The sequence below is a fragment of the Acaryochloris marina MBIC11017 genome (assembly GCF_000018105.1).
GTDB classification, from domain to species: Bacteria; Cyanobacteriota; Cyanobacteriia; order Thermosynechococcales; family Thermosynechococcaceae; genus Acaryochloris; species Acaryochloris marina.
On the sequence record NC_009926.1, the window covers coordinates 250,041 to 264,014 of the forward strand.

Below are 13,974 nucleotides of genomic sequence, written 5' to 3' on the forward strand. Positions count from 1 at the left end.
TCGAAACATTTAAACCTATTGCAAGGAGATATTGATGGTTACAGAATTGCACCCAACAATCACCTATCAGGAAACATTTGTTCCAGGAAAAAGAAGCGAGATCGCAACTCTAAAATCCTGTTTGGATGCAGGACTCTTTTCCAATTACATGCTATACAAGAAAGATGGCGACGTTCGCATTGCAGGGAATGAACTGGCGACTATATCAGTCAGTCCAGATGTCATTCAGCTCCAGAGTCAGGGGCAGTCGCATACTGAACCCGCCACCGATCCTTTTCAGCAAGTTGGCGCATTACTAAAGACATTAGCAATTAAAAATTGGACAGCCTATGGCTATGTTGCTTTCGATATGGCCAGATTCTATTCCTCCTATTCCAAATCGATACAGCAGCCGCTGCTTCACTTTCTAGTACCAGAAACCGAACTGCAATTTACCCATGCAGGGGTTCATGTTAAGCGGGTAGGCTTACTCGATCCACTGCTAAAGATTTTGGAAAGCGATCGCTCCCTCGCTGATTACCAGCCAATTCCGCTGGAGCAAGATGCTGCTGATTGCGAGCCCTATTCCCACAAAATCAAGACTCTAATCGCGGCCATCCAACAGAATGAATTGCACAAAGCCATTATCTCTCGTTCAAAAAAGCTGACTGGTGATTTAGATTTAATCGGCACCTATGCTGTGGGAGTAAAGAACAATAATTCGGCTCGTTCCTATTGCTTTAAGCTGGCAGATGTAGGTGCTGTAGGCTTTAGCCCTGAGATTTTGATGGAGGTCAATCAGGCGGGAATGCTAGTGACCAATCCCCTGGCTGCTACTCGCCCTCGTGGAAAAGATCATGAGGCAGATCAGCAGTTAGAGAACGAGCTATTTACTGATGCAAAAGAGGTCAAAGAACATGCGCTTTCTATTTGGCTTGCTCAAAGTGAATTAGACTCTGTCTGCATACCTCAGACGGTGAAAGTGTTTAACTTTATGGAAGTCAAAAAGTATCGGTGTGTACAGCACTTGTCCTCGCGAGTAGGCGGACAACTGCAAACAGGTAAAACGCTTTGGGATGCCTTGAAAGTTATATTTCCGGGGGTCACTGTGACGGGCATTAATAAATCTCAGGCACTCGATTGGATCGACCAGCTAGAGAGTGAGCCACGCGGTATTTATGCAGGTGGTATTGGTTGGGTGGACAGCAAGGGAATGGCGGATTTAGCGATAGCAATTCGCTCGGTCTATCAGTATTGCAACACCATCTGCCTTAACGCTGGAGCCGGAATCGTGGCTGAATCCAATACGCAAAACGAGTATGTGGAATCAGTCAACAAAATGAACACAATGCTGACCAGTTTAGTCTTGAAATGACTGACTGAAATGAACCAGCCAACTCATCAGCATGAAGCTCCCTATCGACAGGGCTTACATATTGTCAAAACTGCTTGGATTGAAGCTTGCTTAGCTCAATCAGGTGAGCAGTTTGAACAGCAGTACTTTTCCATCGCAGAACGGCATCGGACCCAGATCCGAGCGCCCTATGCTCAATATCTGGCGGGCCGTTTTGCTGCCAAAGCCACAATCCTACAAATTCTCCACATTCAACTTGAGACCTTTGATCGATGGCACGACATTGAGATTAAAAATTGGCCTCATGGTGAACCCTTTGTGACGCTTGATGGCTACTGTCAAAAATTGGCCGCCGATCTTCACCTTAACAACTGGCTACTGAGCATCAGCCATATATCAACCTATGCAGCAGCCAGTGTGATCGCACGGCTAAAAAGTCCGTTTCACAAAGAAAAAAGTCCGTTTCGCTAAGAAATTGGCAGAGTGTAATGATTACACTTGATAGATCGCTTTGATAAATCTTTCGCCTATAGTCTCCCTGTGAATTTCATCCGCCCTCAACTCTTTAATGACTGTCAAATTTGTTCAGTCATTTCTAAATCCAATGGTGAAGATCCTATTGGGAGTGCTCATCCCTGTGATATCTGGATAATGGTCGAGATTTCATTGCCTTGGACAGAAGAACGGTTGATGACGGAACCGATTCTAAGACAACTTTACCAGTTGTTTCATGACTACTACGATGCCGATGAACAACCATTTCAGATGATGCCAATGGTTATTGCGCCTGACCATAACTATTCTGTTCCCGAGTACACGCGTGTCTTGCTTTTCCAGCGCCCAGCTCCATTCTTTGCCCAGTTCAACAAACAGGAATTCCTCCTTCCTTTTGAGCAGCTTCCCCATTTGATGCAAACCGCTCTCACCCAGCCCAGCAATCTCAAAACTTTTGACTGCTATAAACAGCCGACTTCGTTGACCCGCGATCTCTTTGTTTGTACCCACGGAAATGTCGATGTGGCCTGCGCCCGCTTTGGTACTCCAGTCTATTTTGAACTTCGAAAATATTGTGGGAAAACCGAAGGCGATGGAAAATTTTCTCTAAAATCCAAAATCCAAAATCCAAAATCTTTCTACTCCCCACCTTCCTCTAACTCCTCCACCCTCCGTGTCTGGCGCTGTTCTCATTTTGGTGGCCATCAGTTTGCGCCAACCCTGGTGGACTTGCCTACTGGCCAAGTCTGGGGACATCTGGAGATGGAGATGCTCGACACGCTAATACAGCGGCATCGTCCCGTTACGGAATTGCGGCGATTTTATCGGGGCTGGTCAGGTCTGCCTCAGTATGCCCAAATTTTGGAACGTGAAGTCTGGATGCAGCAGGGATGGGACTGGCTGGCTTACAACAAATTGGGGCACATCATGGCTCAAGATACTGATCATGAAAAATGGGACGCGGACTGGGCCGACGTGCGCCTAGAGTTTGCCTCGCCGGATGGTCTCGTTAAAGGAGCGTATGAGGCAAGGGTGGAAGTGACTGGTTCAGTATTGACAGTCTGGAATTCCGGTGAGAAGCCGGAAGCGGTGAAGCAGTACAGCATCAACCAGTTAATCTGTGTTGCGTAGCAATGGGTTAATTCTAGCGTGCGTACTTTCATCTTTCTCTGGCTAGGACAACTGTCTTCTTCGGTTGGCAGCAGCATGACCTATTTTGCGCTCAACCTTTGGATATGGCAGCAAACTCAGTCGGCAACATCGATTGCTCTCATCTTAGTCTTTTATCAATTGCCTCAAATTGTGATCGCTCCCCTTTCTGGTCTGCTGGCAGATCGTGTTTCTCGTAAACGCCTGCTGATTTTTAGCGATACGGCATCCGCTTACTGCACCCTTGCCGTGGGCATACTGGCCGCTTTCCAAATTCTGAAGCTTTGGCATGTCTACCTGATTGCGGCAGCGATTGGCTGCTTTGGGAACATTCAAGCACTCACCTATTCAACTCTGATTCCCCTGATTGTCCACAAACAGCATCATACGCGGGCTAGTAGCATGGGAGCCATGGTGGGTTATGGAGCCGATATTTTTTCCCCTGCCCTCGCTGGACTCCTGTATCCACTCATTGGACTCCTAGGAATTACCTTGATTGACATGAGTACATTTGCGATCGCGATTTTTACCCTAGTGTTAGTGCCAATTCCAGCAATCGAGAAAGTTAACAAACATAACGACGAACAACGATTGGCTTTCCCAAGTGTTGAGGGAGCAAAACGGAAAATTTGGCGTGAAGTGACGTTTGGGTTTCGCTACATTGCCTCACAACCAAGCTTATTAACAATGGTTATCACCATTTCCATCTTCGCTTTTCTCCATCAGCTTGGTGAAACGCTCTATCAACCGATGATTTTAGCCCGCACGGGTGGCAACACTCAGGTCTTAGGCTTGATCGTCGCTGCCTCCGGACTCGGAGGAGTGTTCGGGGCAATTATCTTGAGTATTTGGGGTGGGTTCCGGCGGCGAATATCTGGCATATTGGTCGGATTTATTGGAACAGGCGTGAGCAATCTCATTCTGGGACTTGGACATTTCCCTGGACTCTGGGCGGTGGCTCGGTTTGGGTCATCACTCCATAATCCACTCGTTATGAGTTCTTACATGGCTGTCTGGTATGCCAAAATTGCCCCAGAACACCAAGGACGTATCTTCGCTGCTGACTATCTGGTGGGAATTGTGATTGAATCTACTGCGGGTTTGAGTGCGGGGTTATTAGCTGATCGCTTACTCGAACCTGCCCTGCAGTCTGGTGAATGGATGGCTTTACATTTAGGGGGATGGATTGGAACAGGCCCCGGAAGTGGTATGGCATTGTTAATCACGATGAGCGGGATGGGTACGGTACTGATTGGCATTATAGGATTCAAGATTCCACAGTTGCGAGATGTCGAAACACTCTTAGCCGACCATGACTCTATTGGGGATAAACACACTGCTACTAATTAATTCCTGGTATATGGGGTCGCTCTTCATGGATTACAGGGATTAACTTGAGAAATATTCTAAAAGAGCTGGAAGTAGCCCTTTCCCCCCCCTGATAGAGGACTTGGTTGGGACGTAATCGTAAGAGTTGGTTAAAAGGTGTCTCTGACCCCTATTTGAGAAAGTGGGCATAGCTATACTATCTGCCAAAAAGTAAATCGGACCCGCCAGATGGACGCATACTTGCTGCTGTTGAGTAGCAGTTTTCTCTAGTGGAGTCTCAAAACTGGTGATGCGTTCACAGCTAAGGGCAATGCCCAACTCTCTTGGGCTTTAGGAATCCAGGTAATGCTGCTGTACCCTTACCCAAAGCGACAGTGTACTAACAAGCCGATTTAGACTCTGTTCGAAAACTTGAAAGCATTATATAGAAAGTCTTTCAAACTTCATCTAAGCTCCAATTCCAGATTTTGAGGATGAAATCTGGAATTAAAATCGCCAATCGAATTTAGTCACCTGCCTGTATGATTTGGTGATATGTGTCAGCACGAGATCCAGTTAGGAAAAAGGTTATCGAGCGAACCTGGAACAACCTAACCAGCGTGTCTGGCTGGTAAGCGGGCTTGTTGCTCATTCCTACTATTCTCTAACTTATGGATCTATTTGGGATAACAATTATTATCCGTTTTGCTTGCAAAATTTACTAATGCAAGTACAATTGGCTGAGTTGAACCACAACGATGTGGTTCATAAGAAGACTTTCAGAACCAGCAATCTAGTTCAGTGACAAAATTAGTTAATTGAGATTCAGATGGCAAAAATACTTGCGTTTTTTAACCACGCAGGAGGGGTGGGTAAAACTACCTTAGTACAACAGGTTGGTTATCATCTTTCTCAATGCAAGAGAAGAGTAAAGGGTAAACGAAGTAGAAAAAAGGGTGACTACTATCGAATACTGCTTGTTGATATGGACCCTCAAGCTTCATTAACAACATTTATGGGGATTGAACCCTACGATCAAGAGAAAACTATATATAATGCCATTCTCAAAGACGAAGAATTACCTATTCTAAATGCTTTGTATGCAGGTCAGGGAATGGAGGATAGCAATGGATTGGATCTGGTGGCATCAAATTTGGGCTTAGCTATAGCTGAGCAAGAACTAATGACAGCAGTTATGAAAGACTTTAGGCTGAGGGACTCATTAGAACCAATTAAAGAAGAATATGATTTTATATTGATTGACTGCCCGCCAAGTCTTGGCAACCTAACTTATATCTCTCTTGTAGCTGCTACTCACTTACTTGTACCCATTCAATCTCAGTACAAGGCATTTAAGGGTGTCCAGCCCCTCTTTGACACTGTTAGATTGGTCTCTGCCCGTCCTAATAAGTCACTCAAAATTGCTGGTTTTATTCCTACGATGTATGACCAAAGAAATTCTCATGATGAAAGAACATTAGCTGCAATTCAGCAACAACTAACACCTGTAGCCAAAGTTTTTTCTCCGATTCCAAGAACTACTACATTTGCTGATGCATCCGAAGAAAATCTTCCACTTGCATTGTTTGATAACAAGCATCCTGCCTTGGAACCCATCAAAGTACTTGCAGAACAGTTAGAGAGTTTAGCGCTATGACTAGTAAACGTGATAAAGCGTATGGTGCAACTATTGATCTTAGCCGTTTGTATGGAAGTTCTTTAGAGTCACTCGATAATGATGTAGATCAAGAAAGCGACAAGATAGCTGTAATTCCAATAGATAAGATTAAGCGTACTCCAGATCAAGTAAGAAGATACTTTGATCCCATGAAAATGAATCAATTGGTTTCTTCTGTCAGAATTGATGGAATACTTGAGAATCTCATCGTTTCATCATTAAATGATGGTAAATTTCAACTTATTTCTGGAGAACGCAGACTTCGGGCTGCGAAAGAAGTTGGGCTAACTGAAGTTCCTGTAAAAATTCTGAACCTTGATGAGTTTGATGCATTTAGAATTAGCCTAATTGAAAATCTTCAGAGAGAAGATCTTAATCCAGTTGAAGAGACGGATGGAATTATTAAACTACTAGCTGGAGAGCTGCACTTAAGGGAGGATGAAGTTGTTTCGCTCCTTTATCAAATGCAGAATAGCCTCACTAGACAAGTTGTGAACCACAACGTTGTGGTTCAGGAGAATCAAGAGACTGTAGAAAAAATATTCAACTACTTGGGGCGGTTGAGTTGGCAATCTTTCGTCAAGCATCGGTTACCACTGAGAAAACTTCCTGTAGATATCTTGGAATTCTTACGACAAGGGAAGTTGGCATATACGAAAGCTCAGTTAATTGCACGAATCAAAGACCAAGAATTCCGAAAAGAAATGTTAAATGTAGCTGTCACAGAAGAATTATCCTTAAGTGAGATAAGGACAAGAATCTCGGAGTTTGCACAAAAAGAGATTTCAAACAATCCTGATATTGACACTGAATTGAGAAAGAAAACTGCTGGGTGTCTCAAGGCATTGAAAAAGTCAAAGGCTATAAATTCACCTACCAAGCAGAAGAAGTTAAGGAAAATACTAGAGCAGTTAGAGAAGCTATTGGAGTCATAGTACTTATTTTTTTACTGATAAAGGAGTCTCTATTGGAGCAACCGATTACCTTGCCCTCATACCCATAGCAACGATGTAGATGAGGAAAATGTTAATCTATGAATTTTAATGACCCTCCAGTACAAGCAGCGATTATTGGTGGCGGTTGTACAATAATTAGCTCTCTAATTGCTGCGATCGCAGCCAGTATCATCGGGAAGAAAATTGCTGATGGAGGTAAACTTTCAAAATTACTAAGTATGGCAATTAAAGATATCGAATTCTTGTTAGAAGTCGAAAAGTTGCATTGTGGTTGCCCTCCCAAAGGGTGGCGAGGAAAGTGAGAATATGCATTGTGAAAGAAATAAATCACGAGAAGGAAAGTATCTGAAGAAATTTACCCGTGATGAAGTTAGGTTGCCTTCCCAAAGGGTGGCGAAGAAAGTGAGAATATGCAGTTAGAAAAAATGGATATAAATTTTCTAGTAAACTCACACCAGGAAGAGCTAAATCCTTATTAATGAAGTTGTAATCTCTAACTTAAACTATTCATTCTTGTTTACTGTTTACCCCGTCTATATTCCCACGGCATAACTGGATTACTCTGGCTCCAAAAGTTAAGCCGCTGCGTTCTCGCCTCTTCCTCAGCAGCAATATACTGATCCTCACTCTCAGAACACCCATCCAAGTATCGGTGGTAGACCACGGCATAACCTTCCCGTACAAGCTGAAGTCCTACCGATGTCCCCCCGGAATAGATTTCTGCCACTGTGCGCTCATGGCCCAATTGAAGGGTTGCTGACACCAGGGGCAATCAAACCAAATCACCCCTCAAAACAGGGCAAATTTACCGCTAATCAATAAGTTTTGCTTAAGTATTTTTTGTCGCTGTACTACTCGATATTGGAGCAAAGGTTGCCTTGTGGAGATGGGCCCCAACTCAGCAACCTCATTACAGCTACTCCCTACGCAGCCAAGTTTTCAATCACCAGACGCTCATTCATGTTGAGGCGGAAACGTCCATAAGGATTGATATGAAGGTAAAACAACGGCGTTAACGCCCTCAAATCTTCTTCCTGCATACGATTCATCCACGTGGGTTCAGAAAGTACTTTTTGAATCATTAGAATATTGATGTAAACCAGGCTGATTTGCAGTAGGTGCAGGCAAAGCATGGACAGCTCTTGCATCGCCGTTTGATTACTGGCAAAGTCACCATTCTTGCCATAGAAGATGAAGTCATTGGCACTATTCCAATTTTCAATCACATTCAAACCTTCATTGATCTCTTGCCGTAAGGCTTCATCGTGCAAATACTGGCACAGGAAAATGGTCTTGATAGCTCGGCCTAATTCAGCCAAAGCAAGATAGGTGGGGTGCTTAATGTTGTTGCGAGTGAACCGACTCAGAATCGCTTCAGGTTCGGCGGTCCCTTGCTTCATTGCGGTGGTGAACTGGATCATTGGCTCATATTGCTCCCGCACCAGATCCCAACGCATGGGGCGCTTCACAATCGCCTTGAGATAGACATACTTCTTCTTCTGCCCGGACATCGGTAAATAGAGCTTCTGCTTGTTGATGCCCTTGAAGCGGGGCATCAGCTGAAAGTTCAGCAAATAGCAAAAGGCAAACCCCACCTCGCTTTGGCCATGGGTATCCACATAGCTTTTATTCACGGACATTTGCGTACAGTGGCGAAGTACGCCCTTCACCATAAAGGCCACCTCCGAGGAAGAACACTTCTTCAGTTGCGAGTAGATACACACGGATTTTTTCTCGACATGGTTAACCTAAGCCGGAGGATCACTCCTCCGACTTGGCTTCAAAACCGTGCGTAAATCTTTCGATTTACACGGCTCCTCAGTGGCTTGGTGCTTGTCATACATACCATTTGGCCTGAGAGGACTTCTCCTTGGCCGTTTTAACATAATGACAATGTCTGTGTAGTAGTTGAAGATTCTTGTATACGTCCAATCCTCCCATTGATGTAGGGAGAATGTGATCCACTTCAAGTAAATCTTCTTCTCGGAAGAACATGCCGCACTGAGCGCATTTCCCCTTCTGCTTCTTCAAGAGCATAGATACTCTCTTCGGAGCTTCTGGATGCTTCCCAGTCCTTGAACTCCAGTAAACTAGATTGCCATTGTAGGGACTTGCATCCCCCTTGACTTTGACATGGCGGATAATTGGAGTCTGTCGATGTTTGAGTAATTTTTCGGTTCTAGATTTAGTTACTCTAGTCGCGAAGACCCATTTATCTCCCCCGACAGTTTGCCAATATTTATTCACCACCCATTTCCTGGATTTGCCAGGATGGCGGTGGTTAGCCCATGTTTGAAGCTTTTGATACAGTAAATGGTCTAGACGGGAGAAGGTCTCTTTACTAGCCATGGTCGAATAATATCTCGTCCATCCTCTAATCACGGGATTGAGGTGGCGGATTAATGCCGCTTGCGGCGCTGCCTTATGGGCGTTGATGATACTAACGAGCCGATTGTAATGTACTTTTTGCTTCTTTCGACTGGGGGTAATGATGGTCTTAAATCCCAGCAATGTCCCGCATAATCTCCCCGATTGATGTTGACCGACCGGGAATTGTCTAACTGAGAATCCTAGAAAATCAAATCCAGGGTTTTCAGCTTCATACCTTTTGAGAGTATGGGATATATGCGTTTTGCTAGGTTTTAGTTCCAACCCCATGTCTTTTAGCCACTCATGAACTAAGCTCTGACATCTTTGAACTACGGATAAATCCTCGTGAAGAATCACGAAGTCATCACAGTATCGAATGACATCAGGAGTAGCAATTCTTTTTCGCTTATTCCCGTCGGCAATCTTTCTGATAGGAAAGGCTTGCTTGATTCGATACTCTAGGCCATGGAGGGCTACATTTGCCAACAAAGGAGAGATAGTCCCCCCTTGAGGTGCTCCTTCAGATGTCTGTAAGAACTGATGACCATCAATTACCCCAGCTTTTAGCCAAGTTTTTATTTGTCGGCGTAGAGTGGGAAAGGTCTTCAGCTTTTTGAGCAGTGCTTCGTGGTTTATTCGGTCAAAACATTGGGCTATATCAGCGTCCAACACATATTTTGCTTTCTGTTTAATGGCTGCAAAAATTTGTTCTATCGCGTCATGACATGAACGGCCTGGTCTTGAACCATAGGAGTTTGGTTCGAAAACCGCTTCCCATTCAGGTTCCAGGGCTAGTTTGACTAGTGTCATTCTTGCCCTTTCATACAGGGTCGGTATACCCAAAGGACGTTGTTCGTCTTTTCCTGGTTTAGGAATCCACACCCGTCTGGTGGGAGGGGCCTTTGAGCCGAGTTTAAGTTGACCCACTAGGGGCAGACGAGCTTCTGGGGACAGAGATTTAACTCCATCCACACCTGCCGTCTTTTTTCCCTGGTTGTCTTGTGTGACCCGTCTAACTGAAAGGCATTTGGCTGACCAGGACCTCATCAGAGTTTTCTGGAGTCTATGTACTACTTTGACATCGCCACGTTGTCTGGCTCTGAATATGCGCTTTTGCAACTTAAACACTTTCCGCTCTAGTTTTGGCCAGGGGATTGCGCTCCATTCCATCATCGGTTTGACCCGTGCTTTAGACATATTTATTGCTACTTGTTCCTATTCATTCCAAGTCACCGTGAGTCTGTCTGCTTATCCTCACCATTACAGTGGGGCTTTTGCTTTTGACCCAATCCTTCCCACCGCCTAACTTCTGGTTAGCACCTACTCTTAGCCAATCGACCTCCAAGAGAGATAGGCGGGGGTTACTTCGTTCCTAATAGCCATTGATTGAACTGTTAGAGTGATGCGCTCCACCGGGTTTATTGGAAGTGCTAACTGGTCGCTACTGGACACGCCAGCTCCGTATATCCTTGCCCTTTTGGGACTCCCAGCGTTATCAACCTAATTTCGCTGGTTAATGATTACGGTGGGTTAACCACATCTTCGCTTTCGCTACTCATAAGTTCTTGCTCGAAGGGGTTCAGAGCTAGGCTCCCTGTTACCTCCTTTTTTCCCCGCTTCAGGCGTTGATGGCTAGTCGCGAACCTGGGGGAAATGCTGTCACCGCTGCACCTGCGGGATAGGACTAGAGCGGTCTAGGATACTGACTCTCACCTATATGGCTATTAAGTTGTCAAGGTACAGTTGGGATATTTTCCCCTTCTTTACGCTTGCGGCTAATCCCCTCAAACCCTATTCAGGTCTAGTTTCTAGCCAACGAATCGCACCCAGTAGATCATCACACCCCGGCCGCCATAGCGAACATGCCATTCCGTCATCAAATTCTGGTCCCAAGATTCAAAGTGCCGAGAATCAGACGCACAAGCCGTGGTGGCTTCCCCCCAGATATGAGAAAGGCGAATCCGGAAAATCGCATTGGCCACATCCGTAATCGCACAGCTGAGAGCTGTCTTGCTTAAAAACTTGCGTCGGACATAATGCAATTCAAAGTATCCTGCATCGGCTTCTGAATGAGCGATGCGCTTAATTCCTAAATTGGTGCCCAGTCCGTAAATACACAACAGTAGGCGCTTGCGCAGGGACTGGGGGCTCAATATTTCACGACTAGCCGCACTCTTGAAATGCTGGGTGAAATCAATCCGAAAGTCTGCCTCTTTGAGGACGTCCAACAAATGCGTTAATGACCACCGCTGGTTGATCTCTTCCTTGAGCTTGTGAATGTTCATGGGTTCCGGTTGAGCCTCAAGCGGGGATACCTTAATTCGTCCTCCACGCTTACTCAAGATCTCAACTTTGGAGTTGTGAGGCATCCCCTGATTTAAACGGGTCAAGGCGTTTTCCATATCAGCCTGGATTTGAGCGATGAAGGTTTCCACCTCTAGGGGCTGTTGTAGATCCTGGTAATATTCCTCTCGCCGCTCGTCAAAGTCTTGGGGTAAATCCAGGTCGGGGTTTCGATAGCGATTGGCACCGGCGACCCAAATTTCCTTACACCGTAGTTTCTCTCGCAGGGCCCTGAGGACGCACATCTCATAGGCGATGCGATCTACTTTGTCTGGCTGGTCTTCATCCTGACCCAATACCGTCTCTTGCCAGTCTGCACTAACGACCCCTTCGATGGGAACGTCGTCTGCTGAGGCATAAGGTTTTCGGGGGGTGTCCACATAGGCTTTGAGTAAATCCACAGCCTGGAGGATGGGCTGGTATTGCTTGTTATTGCACCGAAAGTCAATCACTTCCAGTACCGCAGGAAGCATTTGCCGATAATGATGACCGTAGGAAGAACGGATCCTCGAGTGTAGAAGTTGTCGGTAAGTCTGACCGCCATCATTGTAGGAGTCAACAAATGCTTCCAGAGTTTGCTCACTAGCAACGGGGTAGATAACATTTCTGACCAAGCCATCTGGTGTGGCCAGGGCTGCGGTGGCCACCTGATAAAACAGCTGGGTATGAGAGTCGGTTTTTTTGACTTTAGCGATCACCTCTGACGTCACTTTATTCTTGCTGCGTGTATCAATGCGATGAACGATCTGAATCAATAAATCCATGATGTTGTCGATAATCTCTTGGCACCGCTGCCAACAGAAACTCGCGAGTAAGGTGAGTCGGATGGTTTTGGGGTGATGCCTCAACTCTGATAAGGTTTCTGTCTCCACTCGGAGCCGATAACACTCCAGAACTCGTGGGGTCAGATGAGAAAACAAGGTATCTGGCAAAGCCACTTGGCGGAGGCGTTGGAGCTTGATGATTTCTGAAAGCAGGCTATTGAGACCCACGGGTCCAGGATCTTTTTTTAAGGCACTCAGGGGCGGATCTGGTATCTCTTTACCCGGCGTCACTTTGGGTTCTTGGATCAATTCATCAAGCTCAGTCTGAGTTTGCTTGGACAGCTGCTTGAGGGTTGAGGAAAAAAGCTGACGCTCAAACCGACGCTGAGCGGACCGGATTAAACGCTCAATTCTAGCAGGGGTGGGTGGTTCAATCTGAAGAGTACGCAGTTGAGCATAGACTTTCAATTTCAGATGATGGTAATCCTGCTCTTGACTCAGGACTGTATCGACTAACCAAGTACGTAGCTGATTTTGATCTGAAAGAGTGGCTTGTCGAAATCCAGTAAATTGGCGAATCTGGGCCCGGTGATATTTAACGACTCTCCCTCGCCACTTATAGTCTTGAAACTGCTCTGGCGGCAAGTCTAACTGCTCTGCCACAAAAGTTATCGCCATGCGAGGAATCTCATACTTCTGTTCGGGGAAACGTCCTTCATATTGGAAAAATTTAAGCAGCAGGACAAATCCTAAAAGAGTAACGCCTTTACGCCTAGCCAATAGATGTGCTTCATCGGGCTGGATGGACCAATGCTCAATCAGCTCTTCTGGATGCCATTTCCGTTTCATGCGATTACGCTCCTATTAAAAGTGAATTCACTAGAGCGTAAGGCAAGCTAATGTACTATAAATAAAACTTATGATTTAAGAGTAGTGTAAGTCGATGGTATTTACACTTCTTAATGCCTGTAACTATTACTGAGAAAGGGTTGTAGCTTTCGTTGCCCCAGGTGTCAGCAACCCTTCAATTGGGCCTTGATGTCGATTTGCTTAGAGCAATCTTGGTGGAGAAAACCAAACCCTCCACGCGGGAAGGGTATACCAAGGATCTGGTGGACTTCTTTTTATTCGTGACCCAAGGGGAAATGGTCTATGGAGTTGAGGGACCGAAGCGAAAAAGTGAGATAAAGGCGCAGGTGAAGAGGGAATTATCTAGGCTGAGTCAATCCTTTGTGGGGATTGGCAGACTGAAGGCTTTAGAATTAGCCGCTCGGTATCGAGAATGCATGATGCAGCGAGGGTTACAAGCGAATACTATCAATCGGCGGTTGTCCGCAGTGAAGTCCATGGTGCGGATGGCCCGTCGTTTAGAGATGTGTGATTGGACTTTGGCGGAAGTTGATGGTTTAACGGTGAAACCTTATCGAGATACCAGAGGGATTACAGCCTCTAAATTTCGACTGATGATGGTTATTGGATGTCAACCCCATAGGCGATGTCGCGACAACCACAAGGCGGATCAACCCCCAAATTTGAACCGTATTATTTGGCGTACACTCCCTTTGCGTTAGCTCTTTT

At 45.6% G+C, this 13,974-nt stretch carries 11 protein-coding genes and 2 pseudogenes; 9 read left to right on the forward strand and 4 right to left on the reverse strand.

Annotated features, from left to right (window positions below; translation table 11 throughout):
* Positions 1-34 precede the first annotated feature (34 nt).
* From AM1_RS29835 to AM1_RS29865, 7 genes are all read left to right on the forward strand, one after another.
* Complete coding sequence (locus AM1_RS29835) at positions 35-1,354, forward strand: anthranilate synthase component I family protein (RefSeq protein WP_012166745.1); 1,320 nt, start codon at positions 35-37, stop codon at positions 1,352-1,354.
* Between the two features lie 9 nt (positions 1,355-1,363).
* Positions 1,364-1,804: a holo-ACP synthase gene (locus AM1_RS29840; protein ID WP_012166746.1), complete on the forward strand. Its 441-nt coding sequence runs from the start codon at positions 1,364-1,366 to the stop codon at positions 1,802-1,804.
* A gap of 69 nt (positions 1,805-1,873) precedes the next feature.
* Complete coding sequence (locus AM1_RS29845) at positions 1,874-2,959, forward strand: sucrase ferredoxin (protein ID WP_238549315.1); 1,086 nt, start codon at positions 1,874-1,876, stop codon at positions 2,957-2,959.
* Positions 2,960-2,977: 18 nt separating this feature from the next.
* Complete coding sequence (locus AM1_RS29850) at positions 2,978-4,327, forward strand: MFS transporter (protein WP_012166748.1); 1,350 nt, start codon at positions 2,978-2,980, stop codon at positions 4,325-4,327.
* A gap of 787 nt (positions 4,328-5,114) precedes the next feature.
* Positions 5,115-5,942, forward strand: a complete 828-nt coding sequence (locus AM1_RS29855) for a ParA family protein (protein WP_012166749.1) — start codon at positions 5,115-5,117, stop codon at positions 5,940-5,942.
* Positions 5,939-6,898 carry a ParB/RepB/Spo0J family partition protein gene (locus AM1_RS29860; protein WP_041661145.1) on the forward strand — a complete coding sequence of 320 codons (960 nt, stop codon included), beginning with the start codon at positions 5,939-5,941 and terminating at the stop codon, positions 6,896-6,898. Before AM1_RS29855 ends, AM1_RS29860 begins: the two co-directional genes overlap by 4 nt.
* 98 nt (positions 6,899-6,996) lie before the next feature.
* A complete protein-coding gene (locus tag AM1_RS29865) occupies positions 6,997-7,221 on the forward strand; it encodes a hypothetical protein (RefSeq protein WP_012166751.1) in 225 nt (74 codons plus the stop codon).
* Between the two features lie 215 nt (positions 7,222-7,436).
* Here AM1_RS29865 and AM1_RS29870 read toward each other — a convergent pair whose 3' ends face one another.
* The 3 genes and pseudogenes from AM1_RS29870 to ltrA form a co-directional block, all read right to left on the reverse strand.
* Positions 7,437-7,682, reverse strand: a complete 246-nt coding sequence (locus AM1_RS29870; RefSeq protein WP_238549316.1) for a thermonuclease family protein — start codon at positions 7,680-7,682, stop codon at positions 7,437-7,439.
* Between the two features lie 160 nt (positions 7,683-7,842).
* Positions 7,843-8,661 (reverse strand): annotated as a pseudogene (locus AM1_RS29875) (Tn3 family transposase); the annotation flags it as partial.
* A gap of 94 nt (positions 8,662-8,755) precedes the next feature.
* Positions 8,756-10,486 (reverse strand): group II intron reverse transcriptase/maturase, encoded by a 1,731-nt coding sequence (gene ltrA / locus AM1_RS29880; RefSeq protein WP_012166345.1) that lies wholly within the window; start codon positions 10,484-10,486, stop codon positions 8,756-8,758.
* Between ltrA and AM1_RS42490 the strand changes: the two genes are divergently transcribed.
* A complete protein-coding gene (locus AM1_RS42490; protein WP_187152965.1) occupies positions 10,395-10,595 on the forward strand; it encodes a hypothetical protein in 201 nt (66 codons plus the stop codon). The genes ltrA and AM1_RS42490 overlap by 92 nt on opposite strands.
* Positions 10,596-11,115: 520 nt before the next feature.
* On the opposite strand, the pseudogene AM1_RS29885 reads toward AM1_RS42490, so the two are convergent.
* Positions 11,116-13,245 (reverse strand): annotated as a pseudogene (locus AM1_RS29885) (Tn3 family transposase); the annotation flags it as partial.
* A 161-nt stretch (positions 13,246-13,406) separates the two neighbouring features.
* Here AM1_RS29885 and AM1_RS29890 point away from each other — a divergent pair.
* Positions 13,407-13,967, forward strand: coding sequence for a hypothetical protein (locus AM1_RS29890; RefSeq protein WP_238549317.1), 561 nt, complete (start codon positions 13,407-13,409; stop codon positions 13,965-13,967).
* Positions 13,968-13,974 lie beyond the last annotated feature (7 nt).

What these genes read in the sequence shown, in the direction of transcription:
- AM1_RS29835 (WP_012166745.1), top strand. Translation starts at nt 35, where the DNA reads ATGGTTACAGAATTGCACCCAACAATCACCTATCAGGAAACATTTGTT.
- AM1_RS42490 (WP_187152965.1), top strand. Translation starts at nt 10,395, where the DNA reads ATGCGCTTTTGCAACTTAAACACTTTCCGCTCTAGTTTTGGCCAGGGG.
- AM1_RS29860 (WP_041661145.1), top strand. Translation starts at nt 5,939, where the DNA reads ATGACTAGTAAACGTGATAAAGCGTATGGTGCAACTATTGATCTTAGC.
- AM1_RS29855 (WP_012166749.1), top strand. Translation starts at nt 5,115, where the DNA reads ATGGCAAAAATACTTGCGTTTTTTAACCACGCAGGAGGGGTGGGTAAA.
- AM1_RS29865 (WP_012166751.1), top strand. Translation starts at nt 6,997, where the DNA reads ATGAATTTTAATGACCCTCCAGTACAAGCAGCGATTATTGGTGGCGGT.
- ltrA (WP_012166345.1), bottom strand. Translation starts at nt 10,486, where the DNA reads ATGTCTAAAGCACGGGTCAAACCGATGATGGAATGGAGCGCAATCCCC.
- AM1_RS29840 (WP_012166746.1), top strand. Translation starts at nt 1,364, where the DNA reads ATGAACCAGCCAACTCATCAGCATGAAGCTCCCTATCGACAGGGCTTA.